17 protein-coding genes are annotated in these 11450 nt (G+C 64.9%); 9 read left to right on the top strand and 8 right to left on the bottom strand.

All coding sequences use genetic code 11. From position 1 onward, the window contains the following. Nucleotides 1–19: 19 nt before the first annotated feature. Together B7G53_RS12810 and B7G53_RS12805 are read right to left on the bottom strand one after the other, a co-directional pair. Entirely contained in the window at nucleotides 20–529 is a 510-nt protein-coding gene (locus B7G53_RS12810; protein ID WP_096668233.1) for a DUF1993 domain-containing protein, read from the bottom strand. A gap of 153 nt (nucleotides 530–682) precedes the next feature. After that, a complete protein-coding gene (locus B7G53_RS12805) occupies nucleotides 683–1612 on the bottom strand; it encodes a DUF808 domain-containing protein (protein WP_096668196.1) in 930 nt (309 codons plus the stop codon). Nucleotides 1613–1714: 102 nt separating this feature from the next. Here B7G53_RS12805 and B7G53_RS12800 point away from each other — a divergent pair, with 102 nt between their 5' ends. After that, a complete protein-coding gene (locus B7G53_RS12800; protein WP_096668231.1) occupies nucleotides 1715–2128 on the top strand; it encodes a DUF2177 family protein in 414 nt (137 codons plus the stop codon). A gap of 78 nt (nucleotides 2129–2206) precedes the next feature. Then, a complete protein-coding gene (locus tag B7G53_RS12795; protein ID WP_096668194.1) occupies nucleotides 2207–3352 on the top strand; it encodes a metallophosphoesterase in 1146 nt (381 codons plus the stop codon). Between the two features lie 14 nt (nucleotides 3353–3366). On the opposite strand, the gene B7G53_RS12790 is transcribed toward B7G53_RS12795, so the two are convergent. Beyond that, the gene (locus B7G53_RS12790) at nucleotides 3367–3729 is read right to left on the bottom strand and encodes a DUF883 family protein (protein WP_096668192.1); all 363 of its coding nucleotides are present in this window, start codon (nucleotides 3727–3729) and stop codon (nucleotides 3367–3369) included. Nucleotides 3730–3919: 190 nt separating this feature from the next. Then, the gene (locus B7G53_RS12785; RefSeq protein ID WP_096668190.1) at nucleotides 3920–4471 is read right to left on the bottom strand and encodes a methylated-DNA--[protein]-cysteine S-methyltransferase; all 552 of its coding nucleotides are present in this window, start codon (nucleotides 4469–4471) and stop codon (nucleotides 3920–3922) included. Between the two features lie 254 nt (nucleotides 4472–4725). On the opposite strand from B7G53_RS12785, the gene B7G53_RS22865 reads away from it, so the two are divergent. Next, complete coding sequence (locus tag B7G53_RS22865; RefSeq protein WP_176491355.1) at nucleotides 4726–4881, top strand: hypothetical protein; 156 nt, start codon at nucleotides 4726–4728, stop codon at nucleotides 4879–4881. An 18-nt stretch (nucleotides 4882–4899) separates the two neighbouring features. On the opposite strand, the gene B7G53_RS12775 is transcribed toward B7G53_RS22865, so the two are convergent. Next, on the bottom strand, nucleotides 4900–5418 hold the full coding sequence (locus B7G53_RS12775; protein WP_096668186.1) for a GNAT family N-acetyltransferase: 519 nt from the start codon (nucleotides 5416–5418) through the stop codon (nucleotides 4900–4902). A gap of 173 nt (nucleotides 5419–5591) precedes the next feature. Here B7G53_RS12775 and B7G53_RS12770 point away from each other — a divergent pair, with 173 nt between their 5' ends. Continuing rightward, on the top strand, nucleotides 5592–5909 hold the full coding sequence (locus tag B7G53_RS12770; RefSeq protein ID WP_096668184.1) for a 2Fe-2S iron-sulfur cluster-binding protein: 318 nt from the start codon (nucleotides 5592–5594) through the stop codon (nucleotides 5907–5909). A 20-nt stretch (nucleotides 5910–5929) separates the two neighbouring features. On the opposite strand, the gene B7G53_RS22860 is transcribed toward B7G53_RS12770, so the two are convergent. Both B7G53_RS22860 and B7G53_RS12765 read right to left on the bottom strand, forming a co-directional pair. After that, a complete protein-coding gene (locus tag B7G53_RS22860; RefSeq protein WP_176491354.1) occupies nucleotides 5930–6073 on the bottom strand; it encodes a hypothetical protein in 144 nt (47 codons plus the stop codon). Then, nucleotides 6060–6482, bottom strand: a complete 423-nt coding sequence (locus B7G53_RS12765) for a MarR family winged helix-turn-helix transcriptional regulator (RefSeq protein ID WP_096668182.1) — start codon at nucleotides 6480–6482, stop codon at nucleotides 6060–6062. Before B7G53_RS12765 ends, B7G53_RS22860 begins: the two co-directional genes overlap by 14 nt. Nucleotides 6483–6529: 47 nt before the next feature. Between B7G53_RS12765 and B7G53_RS12760 the strand changes: the two genes are divergently transcribed. From B7G53_RS12760 to B7G53_RS12740, 5 genes are all read left to right on the top strand, one after another. Further along, nucleotides 6530–7300: a metallophosphoesterase gene (locus B7G53_RS12760; RefSeq protein ID WP_096668180.1), complete on the top strand. Its 771-nt coding sequence runs from the start codon at nucleotides 6530–6532 to the stop codon at nucleotides 7298–7300. 53 nt (nucleotides 7301–7353) lie between these two features. After that, a complete protein-coding gene (locus tag B7G53_RS12755; protein ID WP_096668178.1) occupies nucleotides 7354–8070 on the top strand; it encodes an RNA polymerase sigma factor in 717 nt (238 codons plus the stop codon). Between the two features lie 18 nt (nucleotides 8071–8088). Continuing rightward, nucleotides 8089–8661: a ferritin-like domain-containing protein gene (locus B7G53_RS12750; RefSeq protein ID WP_096668176.1), complete on the top strand. Its 573-nt coding sequence runs from the start codon at nucleotides 8089–8091 to the stop codon at nucleotides 8659–8661. Next, the gene (locus tag B7G53_RS12745) at nucleotides 8658–9044 is read left to right on the top strand and encodes a c-type cytochrome (RefSeq protein ID WP_096668174.1); all 387 of its coding nucleotides are present in this window, start codon (nucleotides 8658–8660) and stop codon (nucleotides 9042–9044) included. The genes B7G53_RS12750 and B7G53_RS12745 overlap by 4 nt, the downstream gene beginning before the upstream one ends. 473 nt (nucleotides 9045–9517) lie before the next feature. Beyond that, entirely contained in the window at nucleotides 9518–9919 is a 402-nt protein-coding gene (locus tag B7G53_RS12740; RefSeq protein ID WP_096668172.1) for a hypothetical protein, read from the top strand. Here B7G53_RS12740 and B7G53_RS12735 read toward each other — a convergent pair. Then, entirely contained in the window at nucleotides 9916–11367 is a 1452-nt protein-coding gene (locus B7G53_RS12735) for an aminotransferase-like domain-containing protein (RefSeq protein WP_096668170.1), read from the bottom strand. The two genes, B7G53_RS12740 and B7G53_RS12735, sit on opposite strands and share 4 nt — an antisense overlap. Between the last annotated feature and the right edge of the window lie 83 nt (nucleotides 11368–11450).

Below are 11450 nucleotides of genomic sequence, written 5' to 3'. Positions count from 1 at the left end.
AAAATAAACCGCGGCCGGCTCAGTAGCTGCCGATGTAGTCTTTCTTGCCGATCTCCACACCGCTGTGACGCAGGATGGCATAGGCCGTCGTGGTGTGGAAAAAGAAATGCGGCAGGCCGTAGTTCAGCAGGTAGGACTGGCCGCTGAAGATTTTTTCCTTGGGGGTGCCGGCCTGCGTGACGATTTTGCGTTCTTCGCTGCTGTCGATCTGCGCCGCACTGAGGCTGTCGATAAACGCCAGAGTTTTGGCAATGCGCGCCTGCAGGTCGGCAAAACTTTCTTCCTTGTCTTCAAAACCCGGCACCTCCACACCGGCGATGCGTGCCGACACACTTTTTGCAAAATCGCAGGCCACCTGCACCTGGCGCAGCAGGGGAAACATGTCGGGGTAGAGCCGCGCCTGCAGCAAGGCCGCAGGCGTGATGTTGCGAGCCGTGGCGTGTGCCTCGGCCTTGGCCAGAACGCCGCTCAGGCCTCCCAGCATCTGTTTGAAAACGGGAACGGAAGCCTGGTACATCGAGAGGGTCATGAAAAGGGTCCTGGGAATGAAACGAAAAAAAAAGTTGCCCGGCAAGGGGTCCGCGGGAGGCGATGGATGCCGGCGTTGACCGGCCGACGCACCTCGTGGCACGCCTGCCATTATGGCCAATCGCGCGCAAACTGGACGACCAGCGCCGGACCTTCAGGCGGGCTTCCGGCCCCGCATGCGCTGGACCAGCGTCACCGCGGCCAGCACCAGCGCACCGGCGACCATGCCCACCAGCGCGTCGGCCAGCAAGGGGGTGACGCTGCCGAGCACGCTGCCGGCACGCGCGGCCAGCGCTTCAATGGCGTGGTGCAGTGCGGGAACGCCATGCGTGAGGATGCCGCCGCCGACCAGAAACATCGCGGCCGTGCCGGCCACCGACAGCGCTTTCATGAGCCAGGGCGCCGTCAGCACAATGCCGCGGCCCAGGCTGCGCCGCAGGCGGGCCGCCGCGCTGTCGCCTGTTTTCTGGCTCAGGTAGAGCCCCGCATCGTCCAGCTTGACAATGCCGGCCACCAGGCCATACACCCCCACGGTCATGAGGATCGCAATCCCGCTGAGAACCGTCACCTGGGTGATGAAAGGACTGGCCTGCACCGTGCCCAGCGTGATTGCAATGATTTCGGCCGAGAGGATGAAGTCGGTCCGTATCGCGCCCTTGATCTTGTCCTTCTCGACCGCCACCAGATCCACCGCGGGGTCGGTCAGCGCCTCCAGCAATTCTTTTTCATGGGCCTGGTCTTCGGCCCGGCTGTGCAGGAATTTGTGCGCCAGCTTCTCGAAACCCTCATAACAGAGGAAAGCGCCGCCGACCATCAGCAAGGGCGTGACGGCCCAGGGCGCAAACGCGCTGATGGTCAGCGCCACCGGCACCAGAATCGCCTTGTTCAGGAAAGACCCTTTGGCCACCGCCCACACCACCGGCAGCTCGCGGTCCACTTTCACCCCGGAGACCTGCTGGGCGTTCAGCGCCAGGTCGTCACCGAGCACACCGGCGGTTTTCTTGGCGGCCACCTTGGTCAGCAAGGCCACATCGTCGAGCACGGTGGCAATGTCGTCAATCAGCGCAAACAGGCTACTGGCCATGGAGGTATTCCTGCAAAGTGGGGGAATGAAAAAACGTATTGTCGTCGGGCACGCGCCATCGCGGCACCGGCCATGGCAAATCCGCGGAGAATGGCCGCAGCCATGAAAAAACCACTGACCGCCTACCTCGCCGCCCTGCTCTTTCTCGTCGTGGCCGACGGCCTCTGGCTCGGGCTGCTGATGCCGCAGCAGTACCAGGCCTGGATCGGCCCGCTGATGCGAGCGCAGCCGCTGCTGCTGCCGGCCGCTGCGTTTTACCTGCTGTACCCGGTCGGCGTGGTGGTGTTTGCCGTGCTGCCCGCCCTGGCGCGGTCCAGCTGGACCCATGGGGCCGCCTTGGGCGCGTTGCTGGGCCTGCTGGCGTATGGCACCTATGACCTGAGCAACCTGGCCACCCTGCAGGGCTGGCCGCTGCAGCTGACGCTGGTGGACATGGCCTGGGGCAGCGCCTTGACGGCAGCAGCTGCCACGGCGGCTTTCTTTGCAACCCGGGCCTGGGGCAGCCCGCGCATCTAGGAGGCTGCGCGGCCAAGCCTCTTGTATTCGGTCGTTTAGCAGCCAGTTGAGGCAGGCGCTCCACTTCCAGGCCTGTCCATGCCGCTTTTGCTGTTTTCGTCTTTTCTGCATGCCTACGTGGGCATGCGCCTGGTTCCCGACCTGGCTGGCTGGCCGGTCGCGCAGTGGCTGCTGGGGCTGGTCTTGCTCGCCTCCGCGGTACTGACGCCGCTGGGGCTGACGGCCCGGCGCTTCAAGTCGCAACCCTTGTCGGACCGCATGGCCTGGACCGGCCTGCTGGCCATGGGCCTGTTTTCCTCGCTGTTTGTGCTGACGCTGCTGCGCGATGCGGCGCTGCTGGCCGGCCTGGCGGTGCTGGCCGTGGCGCCGGCGGCTTTTTCGCTCGATGCCGCAGCCCGTGACTCAGCCGCTGCGGTACCCCTGGCCGGGCTGTTCATGAGCCTGGTCGGTTTTGTCAATGCCAGGCGCACCGCGGCCGTGGTGCAGGTGGACGTGCCGATCACCGGCCTGCCCGCCGCCCTGCACGGCTTTTCAATCGCACAGATCAGCGACATCCATGTCGGCCCCACCATCAAACACGGCTACCTGCAGGCCATCGTGCGCGCGGTCAACACCCTGCAGGTGGACATGGTGGCGGTGACCGGCGACCTGGTTGACGGCACGGTGGCCGAACTGGCCCACCATGTGGCGCCGCTGGCCGGGCTGACGTCCACCCACGGCACCTACTTTGTCACCGGCAACCACGAGTACTACTCGGGCGCCCACGCCTGGATTCATGAACTGCAGCGCCTGGGCATCCGGGTGCTGATGAATGAACATGTGGTGCTGCAGCACGGCCAGGCGCAGGCGCAACAGGCGCTGGTGCTGGCCGGCGTGGCCGACTACAGCGCCGGGCATTTCGACGCCAGCCACCGCAGCGATCCCCACGCGGCCATGGCCGGCGCACCGGCGCATGCCCTGGTGCGCGTCTTGCTGGCGCACCAGCCGCGCAGCGCGCACGAGGCTGAAAAGGCCGGTTTCGACCTGCAACTGTCGGGCCACACCCATGGCGGGCAATTCTGGCCCTGGAATTTTTTCGTGCGGTTCCAGCAGCCTTTCACAGCCGGTCTGCACCGGCTGGAAAAGCTCTGGATCTACACCAGCCGTGGCACCGGCTACTGGGGGCCGCCCAAACGTTTTGGCGCGCCCTCGGAAATCACCCACCTGCGACTGATCGCGGTGTGAGGCTTGCCGGCTGATCAGTAACGGCTGGCGGTCAGGCGACCCAGCACAAATCCGGCCAGCACCGCAAAACCGACGGCCTGCAGCGGATGGTCCTTGATGTAGGCCTTGGAATGATCGACCGCCTGCAGGGGAGCGTCGCTCAGGCGGTGCGCCTGGTCGCTGAACTTGCCGGCCACCGAGTTGGCGCCGCTGGCCAGTTTGTCCACCGTGTTGTGGGCTGCGCTTGCGGCCCGCTCCACGGTGTTGCGGGCAGGTTCGGCCACCTTGTCAATCGTGTGGTGCAGCGTGTTGCCGGCCTGGTCCACGCCGCGCATCAGTGCGCTTTCGCTCGACGAGGTGACGGAACCGGGGTAGGCGCTGGCGGTGGATTTTTCCATGGTGAAGTCCTTTGGTAAATGCGATGGGAATCAGAAAATTGACGTGTCACCCAGCCATGGCAGCGCATGGCCTGGGGCGCACAGTGCACTTTCCCGCATGCAGCGCCGGCACCTTGTGCGGAGGGGGAGGCGCTGGCTGTAGGACAAGGGAGCCAGAGGGCCGCGGCCGCCTTGCGCGGGGACCGGCGAGTCAGTCGAACAGGCCGGGCGTGCCGCGCATGGCGCCTTCGATGAGCAGCAGCCTGAGTTTGGTCCGGACGCCGCCGCTGGCCGAAAACCCGCCCGGCTGGTCGCCGGCCGCCAGCACGCGGTGGCAAGGCACCACGGGGGCAAACGGGTTGCGCCCCAGCGCCTGGCCCACCGCACGCGCCGCGCCGGGCTCGCCCAGGCGGGCGGCCACCTCGCCGTAGGTCAGGGTCTGGCCGGGTGCGATGTTACGCGCCACGGCATACACCCGCTGGTGAAATTCGGGCACGCCGCGCATGTCGAGCACCAGCGCGCTGAAGTCGTGCGCCTGCCCGCGCAGCATCGCCACCACGCCTGCAACGGCGGCCTGCACATCGGCGGGCGGCGTCGCCTCCTGCCCGTCGGGGAAACGCTCGCGCAGGCGATCGCGGGTCTGCTGCGTCCCGGCCTCGGGCAGTTGCACGCCCCGGATGCCGGCGTCGCCCCAGGCGATGCCGCAGCAGCCGATGGCAGTGTCAAACAGTGCGAAAAAGAGGGTGTCGGTGGCAGGGCTCATGGAAGCAGTCATCGTAATACAGCGCGCGTCCGCGGGTGCACCCTGGCGGTCGAAAATGCTATCCAATGCATAGCTGGCTGCGCAATACCGGCAAAGGCTGAAGGCCAAAATCGTGCATCAAAAATTCGCCCCGGCCGCTACGCTGGCGCGCCGCACTGTCGGCCTGCGCTGACAGGCAAACAAGGTTTTTCCCAAGCGCCGGCTGCTGCAAACGGCGCAACATGGGGCCCCATCACAGCCAAGCGGAGCACATCATGACAACATGGATCAGCAGCGACAGCGGGCGCCGTCACCCGGACAGCCCCGAGGAAACCAGTGGCCAGGACGAGACCGACGACCTGCCGCTGAGCCCGGAAGAAGACATGCCGGTGATTCCGGACGACGAACGCGTGATCGACGTACCGTCCTGAACCGGATGGCGGGCTGGCTCAGCCCACGTCGCGCTTGAGGCGGATTTCCTCGAGCTTGACGGAGGCGATCACCACGGTCTTGAGCGAGGTCATCTCGCGTTTGAAGCCTGCGCGTTCATGAAAGCGCAGCGCACGCTCGTTGCGCACCGGCACCCAGATGGTGACCTTGGTGCAGCCTTCTTCCTTGAGGCCGTCATTGGCCGCATCCCACAGGGCCACGCCCACGCCCTTGTCCCAGTGTGCCGGGTCCACAAAAATGGCCCAGATCTCGCCGCAGGTCGAAGGTGTTCCCTTGTCGCGCGAACGGTCGAAGCCGACAAAACCGACCACACGCTCGCCGTCAGTGGCCACATGCACCTGCGGCTCCATGTATTCGATGGCATCGCGCCAGAACTGCTGGCGCTTGTCCACCGCCAGCGTGCCCAGCTGGTCATCGGGCACCAGCCCCTTGTAGGCGGCGCGGGAAGAAGCGTCATTGATTTCGGCGATGGCTTTGGCATCGCGCACGGTGGCGGGGCGAACGGAGTAGCTGGACATTAAAAAATCGCTTGTAACAAATCACCGAGAAATCAGTGACATAAATATTCAGGAGGACCGGAATTGTCGCGCAAATCGAAAGCGGCCCCGCCAGCCGCCCATGCATCATGGGCAACGGTGCACGCTGGACGCTGTAGCATTCAGGCCATCCCTTCCCCCAGCACCTGCATCTCTTGACCACTCAATCACCACCGGCCAACCCGGAAGGACGGGTTTTCAACGCCCGCATCGAGCCTTCCGGGCACACCTTTGAGGCCCCCGCTTCACTGCCGCTGTTACAGGCCGCGGAGCAGGCGGGCCTTGATGGCTTGAGGCTGGACAGCTCCTGCCGCAACGGCGCCTGCCGCACCTGCATCTGCCTGCTCACCAGCGGGCAAGTGGCCTACCGCATTGAATGGCCGGGCCTGAGCCTGGATGAAAAGCGGGAGGGGTACATCCTGCCCTGCGTGGCCTACCCCGTTTCAGATGTGGCGATTCAGTTGCCGTTCTGACTCGGGCATTGGCGCTGTATTCAGCCGATCCACCCCGGCGCGCCCGAGGCTCTAAAGCCGGGCCAGGCCGTCGCGGTCGATGCGATGGTGGCTTCCTGCGCCTGTTCGATGATGGCGCGGTGCATGTCCCATGGGGCCGGTTCGCCATGTTCAGGCAAACGCATGTTTGTCTCCCTTGCGTGAATGCTGCCGGCCGCCGCCGGGCAACAACGCCTGCAGCGTCTGCAGTTCAGCCTGGTGCAAGCGCGCCAGGGCATCGATGATGTCGTCCCCTTTGGCCGTCAGGTGGACCTCGACGCTGCGCATGTCGGTCTGGCTGGCACGGCGCTCAACCAGTGCCAGGGCTTCACAACGCGACACCAGCGCCACGACCCCGTGGTGTTTGGCCTGCAGCCGCTCCGCCAGTTCGGCCACTGTGGCCCATTCGCGGCCCGGAAAACCCTTGAGCTGCAGCATCAGCTGGTACTGCAGCGGCGTGATGCCGTTTTCATGCGTGACTTCTTCGCTGAAACGAAGGAAACGCCTGAGTTGGTAGCGAAATTCGGCCAGCGCCTCGAAATCTGTTTTGGTCATGGATAAAATATATCATGTCGTGATACAAATACGAGACACCGCACACCATGAAACTCAACATCCTGTCCGACCTGCATCTCAGCCAGGGCGTTCTGGCAACGCCCGACAACGACGCCGATGTTGTCATCCTGGCGGGCGACATCGCGCGGCCGGAACAGGCGGTGGCGTGGGCGTTGCGGCTGGAAAAACCGGTGCTGTATGTACCCGGCAACCACGAGTTTTACGGTGGCAGCATTGCCGGCACCGCCGCAAGGCTCAAGGTCTTGTGTGCCGACACCCCTGTCCATGTGCTTGACGACGATGTGCTTCAGCTGGGCGGTGTGCGCTTCCTCGGCTCCACCTTATGGACGGACTTTCTGCTGTTCGGCGATGGCGATGAACGGGCCAGCGCGGTAGAGGAAGCCTTTCGCTCCATGCGCGACTTTCGCCGCATCCATCTTGATGAAGCGGCCACCCAGCCCTTCATGCCGCTGGACGCGGAGACGCTGTTTCGTCGCCATGCCGCCTGGCTGGCAGCCCGCCTGGCCGAACCTTACGCTGGGCCGACTGTGGTGATCACCCACCACGCGCCATCACCGCGCAGCATCCACCCGCGGTTTGCAGGCTCGCTGCTGAACCCTTGTTTTGTCTCGAATGCCGAACACCTGCTGGACGGCACACGCGTGCAGCTCTGGGTGCACGGGCATACCCACGACAGCTTTGACTACCAGCTGAACGGCACACGCGTTGTGTGCAATCCGCGTGGTTACGCCAGCGCTACGGCCAATGAGAACGCGCTGTTTGACGCCAACTTCATGGTTGATCTGCCCCAAAACTAGAAGCACGCGGGAACGTGGCGGGCTCCAGCAACATCCAACGACCAGAGCCCACCATGCAAAACATACCCGCCCCCTCTCCCGCCGACTATTCCGGCCAGGTCACCGACGCCGAACTGGCGGCGCGCGCCGCGCAAGGCGATGCCCGCGCCTTCGAATGCATCATGCGCCGCCACAACCGGCTGCTGTTTCGCACCGCGCGAAGCATCCTGAAAAGCGACGCCGACACGGAAGATGCGGTGCAGGACGCTTACCTCAGCGCATGGCGCTCCATAGGCAGCTTTCGTGACGACGCCCGCCTGTCAACCTGGCTGGTGCGCATTGTGCTCAACGAGGCATTTGGCCGCGTCCGGCGCCAATCCGCCCAGGTCATTTCACTGAACATGGTGACCGGGCATGCCGAATCCGGGGAGCACGAACCCATGCAAGGCCATACCGACGAACAACCCGACCAGCTGGCAAGCCGCGCCGAAATACGCCGCCTGATGGAAGCCCGCATCGATGCATTGCCCGAGGTATTTCGCACGGTTTTCATGTTGCGCGCGGTGCAGGAGCTGAGCGCAGAAGAGGTCGCCGGCGCACTCGGGATTCCCGATGCCACCGTGCGCACACGTTTCTTTCGTGCCCGCAGCCTGCTACGTGAAAGCCTGTCACGCGACATCGACTTCGCCATGGAAGACGCCTTTTCGTTTGCCGGTGAGCGTTGCGACAACATCGTCGCAAACGTCATGGCAAACATCACCGGGGGCGGACACAAACCGCCCGATATTTGAGCCCACCAGGAGATCACCATGTCCTTTTTTGCCATGCCCAACCCCGTCGCCGCGCGGCGCCTGTTTTTAGGCCAGTCCGGCCTGGTCCTGTCCGGAGCGGCAGTGGCCCTGCTCTCCGGCAACGAAGCGCTTGCCGCCAAGGCGGGCAGCGGCACCGCCGGTGACGTGCAGATCCTGAACACGGCGCTGGGCGCAGAGCTGGAAGCCATTGCCGCCTACCAGTTGGGCGCCGAAAGCAATCTGCTGCAAAAACCTGCGCTTGATCTTGCCGTGAGTTTTCAGGGCCATCACAAGGAGCATGCCGACGTGCTCAGAAAAACCATCATGAAGCTGGGCGGAAAACCAGGCGTGGCAAAAACAAAGTACGACTTCCCTGTGGACCAGCTCAAGTCGCAGGCCGACGTGCTCAAGTTTGCGGCCAAACTGGAGCAAGGCGCCGTCAGCGCCTACCTGGGTGCGGTGCCACTATTCGGCGACCGCGACCTGGCCAAGGCGGCCGCCAGCATCCTCGGCGATGAGGCCATGCACTGGGCGGTGCTGCGCCAGGTGCTGGGTGAAACCCCGGTTGTTCCCTCGGCCTTCATGTCATGAGCTTGCGCGGCCTCATGCTCGCCTGTGCGTTTGCGTGCAGCGCCGCGGCTTCGGCAGGCGCGGCGACCGACACGCTGCACGGCGAGCAGGTGTACAGCCGCTGCCTGGCCTGCCATGCACTGGCAAGCGACCGGGTCGGCCCGCGGCACTGCGGCCTGCTCGGCCGTCGCGCCGGCACGGTGCCCGGTTTTGCATATTCGCAGGCGATGAAAAACGCCAAGCTTGTATGGGATGAAAAAACGCTAAACCTGTTTCTGGCAAAACCGCTCAAGGTGGTGCCGGGAACAGCCATGACTTACGACGGCGTTCCGGATGCAAAAGACCGCCGCGACCTGATCGCTTACCTGAAGCAGGCAGGCCACTCTGCCGAATGCAGGCGGTGAAAATCGGGCGCCTGCATCCCCTGCATCCATCTGTCAAACAACTGCGCCGAACGCACCATCCAACGGCTGACCTGCAACAACACCTCATCGCGCGCGGTCAATGTCGCGGCATGGGCCCACATTCGCCAGACGGCCCCACGCTGGTGTTGACGTCGGGCGCCGACCGGCTGCTGGACCGCGCTGCTCATACCGGGTGGCCGGCGCCTGGCAGGCGGCCCACCACCCCCACCTCTGGGCCGGCCACGACCTGCCGCACGATGACCCCGGCTGGGTCTGCCTGCAGCTTGCCCGCTGGCTGGCCGGACCATGAAATTGCTCCTATTTTTATAGCTGTCGACGCTTTACCTATAAGGGTCGGCGTCGCCAAGGCCGTCGAAGTGCGCAGGCGTAGCACAGCGTCTTGCAGGCGCCGGCCAGCAGGCCCCGGACAAGTCAGGGAAAATTCAGCTTTGCCTGCCAAGCTCAGCAGTTCCATGAAGACGTCACTCGCAACCGAACCCCAGGAGACCGCGGCACCCGTTGCCGGGTCGATTCACGTCGCGCCCACACGCGACAAGCGCATCTGGGCACTGGCACTAGGCACGGTGGCGGTCTGGTACCTGGACCCGGCTTTGGCAGAAATGGCCGAACTGGTGGGCGGCATCGCCTGCGCGTCCAACAAGTCACTGGTCAAGGACGATATCTCGGACATGCGCATTAAGGCCGGCGCCATGCGCCAGCAGGTCGGGCCCCTGCCGGCCAGCGCCCTGTCCAAGGTGGTCAGGCGCACCGAGGCGGCCAGCGGCGCCGTGCTCGACAAGGGCGCCCGCATGAGAGAGCTGCAGGCCAGCTGGGACCACTTCCTGGCCTGCCTGCGCAGCAGCCCCAAGCGCTAGGGACCCGGCTCGGCATACGGGCTTTGCTGGCGGGCCAACACCCCCAGCGTGCGCACCGCGTCCTCCAGCCGCGCACCCCAGGGATGGCCGTAATTGAGCCGCAGGCAATGGCGAAAATCCCGCCGCGCTGAAAAAATCGGACCGGGAGCCACGCTGATGCCGTGTGCCAGCGCCGCCTCGTACAGGGCCAGCGCATCAAAACCGGCGTCAAACGCCACCCAGACGAAATAGCCGCCCGCCGGCCGCCCCACCCGCACACCGGGCGGAAAATGCCGCGCGATCGCGGCCAGCAAGCTGGCCAGTTGGGCCTCCATCGCATGGCGCAGCTTGCGCAGGTGTTTGTCGTAACCGCCGTGCTGCAGGTAGTCGGCCAGCGCCAGTTGCGCCGGCAGGCTGGCCGACAGGGTGGTCATGAGCTGCAGCCGGGCAATACGCTCGCCGAAACGTCCGGGCGAGACCCAGCCCACGCGGTAGCCCGGCGCCAGCGTCTTGCTGAAGGAGCTGCAATGCATCACCAGACCCTCGCGGTCAAAGGCCTTGGCCGGCCACGGTGCGCGCTCGCCGAAATACAGCTCGCCATAAACATCGTCCTCGATCAGCGGAATGCCGCGCCCGGCCAGCAGCGCCACGAGCGCCTGTTTTTTCTCCCGTGACAGGCTGGTGCCCGTTGGGTTCTGGAACGAGGTCATGAACCAGCAGGCTTTCACCGGATGCCGCTCCAGCGCCTTGCCCAGCGCGGCCAGGTCCAGCCCGTCCTGCGGGTGCACCGGTATCTCCAGGGCTTGCATGTTCAGCCGTTCCAGCGCCTGCAGGCTGGCGTAAAACCCGGGCGACTCGATCGCCACCAGATCGCCCGGTTGCGCCACCGCCGACAGACACAGGTTCAGGGCTTCGAGCGCGCCGCTGGTAATGACCAGCTCATCCATCGGCTGCGCGATTCCCATCGCCAGGTAACGCAGCGCAATCTGCTGACGCAACGCCGGGTGGCCCTGCGCAAGATGCGCCACCATCTCCCGACCGTGCAGGCGCGGCGCGACACGGGCCAGCGACTTGCCCAGACGCTGCAGCGGAAACAGGTCCGGACTGGGAAAGGCCGAGCCCAGCGGCACGATGTCCGCGTCCTGCACCGCGTCCAGCACCGAAAACACCAGTTCGCTGACATCCAGTCTGGACGACACATGCGCGGGTTTTCTTTTCTCCCTCACGCCTGCCTGGCCGCCCGGTGCGAGGGCGAGCACGGGCGGGCCGATCACGTAGTAGCCGGACCGGGGCCGGGCCCGCACCAGGCCCTTTTCTTCCAGCCGGTAGTAGGCCTTGAAGGCGGTGGACGCGCTCAGGCCATGCTGCAGCGTGATGGTCCGTATCGAGGGCAGACGCGCGCCCGGCGCCAGCCGCCCGTTGCGAATGTCGGCGGCCAGCAGTTCAACGAGTTGTTCGTAGCGCTTCAAGGGCTTGCCCGCTCCAGGTTCCGGCACGGCCCGGGGGCCGAATCTGATATTGTAAATTTTTCTGCTTTATCATCTGATATGGT

Origin of the sequence: Polaromonas sp. AET17H-212, from assembly GCF_002379085.1 — a bacterium.
In the GTDB taxonomy this organism is placed as follows: domain Bacteria; phylum Pseudomonadota; class Gammaproteobacteria; order Burkholderiales; family Burkholderiaceae_C; genus Polaromonas.
This window is presented reverse-complemented; position numbering and strand designations above follow the sequence as displayed.

Excerpts from the sequence above, each read along its gene's own strand:
- B7G53_RS12750 (WP_096668176.1), top strand. The coding sequence starts at position 8,089 with ATGTCCTTTTTTGCCATGCCCAACCCCGTCGCCGCGCGGCGCCTGTTT.
- B7G53_RS12800 (WP_096668231.1), top strand. The coding sequence starts at position 1,715 with ATGAAAAAACCACTGACCGCCTACCTCGCCGCCCTGCTCTTTCTCGTC.
- B7G53_RS12745 (WP_096668174.1), top strand. The coding sequence starts at position 8,658 with ATGAGCTTGCGCGGCCTCATGCTCGCCTGTGCGTTTGCGTGCAGCGCC.
- B7G53_RS12765 (WP_096668182.1), bottom strand. The coding sequence starts at position 6,482 with ATGACCAAAACAGATTTCGAGGCGCTGGCCGAATTTCGCTACCAACTC.
- B7G53_RS22860 (WP_176491354.1), bottom strand. The coding sequence starts at position 6,073 with ATGCGTTTGCCTGAACATGGCGAACCGGCCCCATGGGACATGCACCGC.
- B7G53_RS12810 (WP_096668233.1), bottom strand. The coding sequence starts at position 529 with ATGACCCTCTCGATGTACCAGGCTTCCGTTCCCGTTTTCAAACAGATG.
- B7G53_RS12740 (WP_096668172.1), top strand. The coding sequence starts at position 9,518 with ATGAAGACGTCACTCGCAACCGAACCCCAGGAGACCGCGGCACCCGTT.
- B7G53_RS12795 (WP_096668194.1), top strand. The coding sequence starts at position 2,207 with ATGCCGCTTTTGCTGTTTTCGTCTTTTCTGCATGCCTACGTGGGCATG.
- B7G53_RS22865 (WP_176491355.1), top strand. The coding sequence starts at position 4,726 with ATGACAACATGGATCAGCAGCGACAGCGGGCGCCGTCACCCGGACAGC.
- B7G53_RS12790 (WP_096668192.1), bottom strand. The coding sequence starts at position 3,729 with ATGGAAAAATCCACCGCCAGCGCCTACCCCGGTTCCGTCACCTCGTCG.
- B7G53_RS12805 (WP_096668196.1), bottom strand. The coding sequence starts at position 1,612 with ATGGCCAGTAGCCTGTTTGCGCTGATTGACGACATTGCCACCGTGCTC.
- B7G53_RS12760 (WP_096668180.1), top strand. The coding sequence starts at position 6,530 with ATGAAACTCAACATCCTGTCCGACCTGCATCTCAGCCAGGGCGTTCTG.
- B7G53_RS12785 (WP_096668190.1), bottom strand. The coding sequence starts at position 4,471 with ATGAGCCCTGCCACCGACACCCTCTTTTTCGCACTGTTTGACACTGCC.
- B7G53_RS12755 (WP_096668178.1), top strand. The coding sequence starts at position 7,354 with ATGCAAAACATACCCGCCCCCTCTCCCGCCGACTATTCCGGCCAGGTC.
- B7G53_RS12775 (WP_096668186.1), bottom strand. The coding sequence starts at position 5,418 with ATGTCCAGCTACTCCGTTCGCCCCGCCACCGTGCGCGATGCCAAAGCC.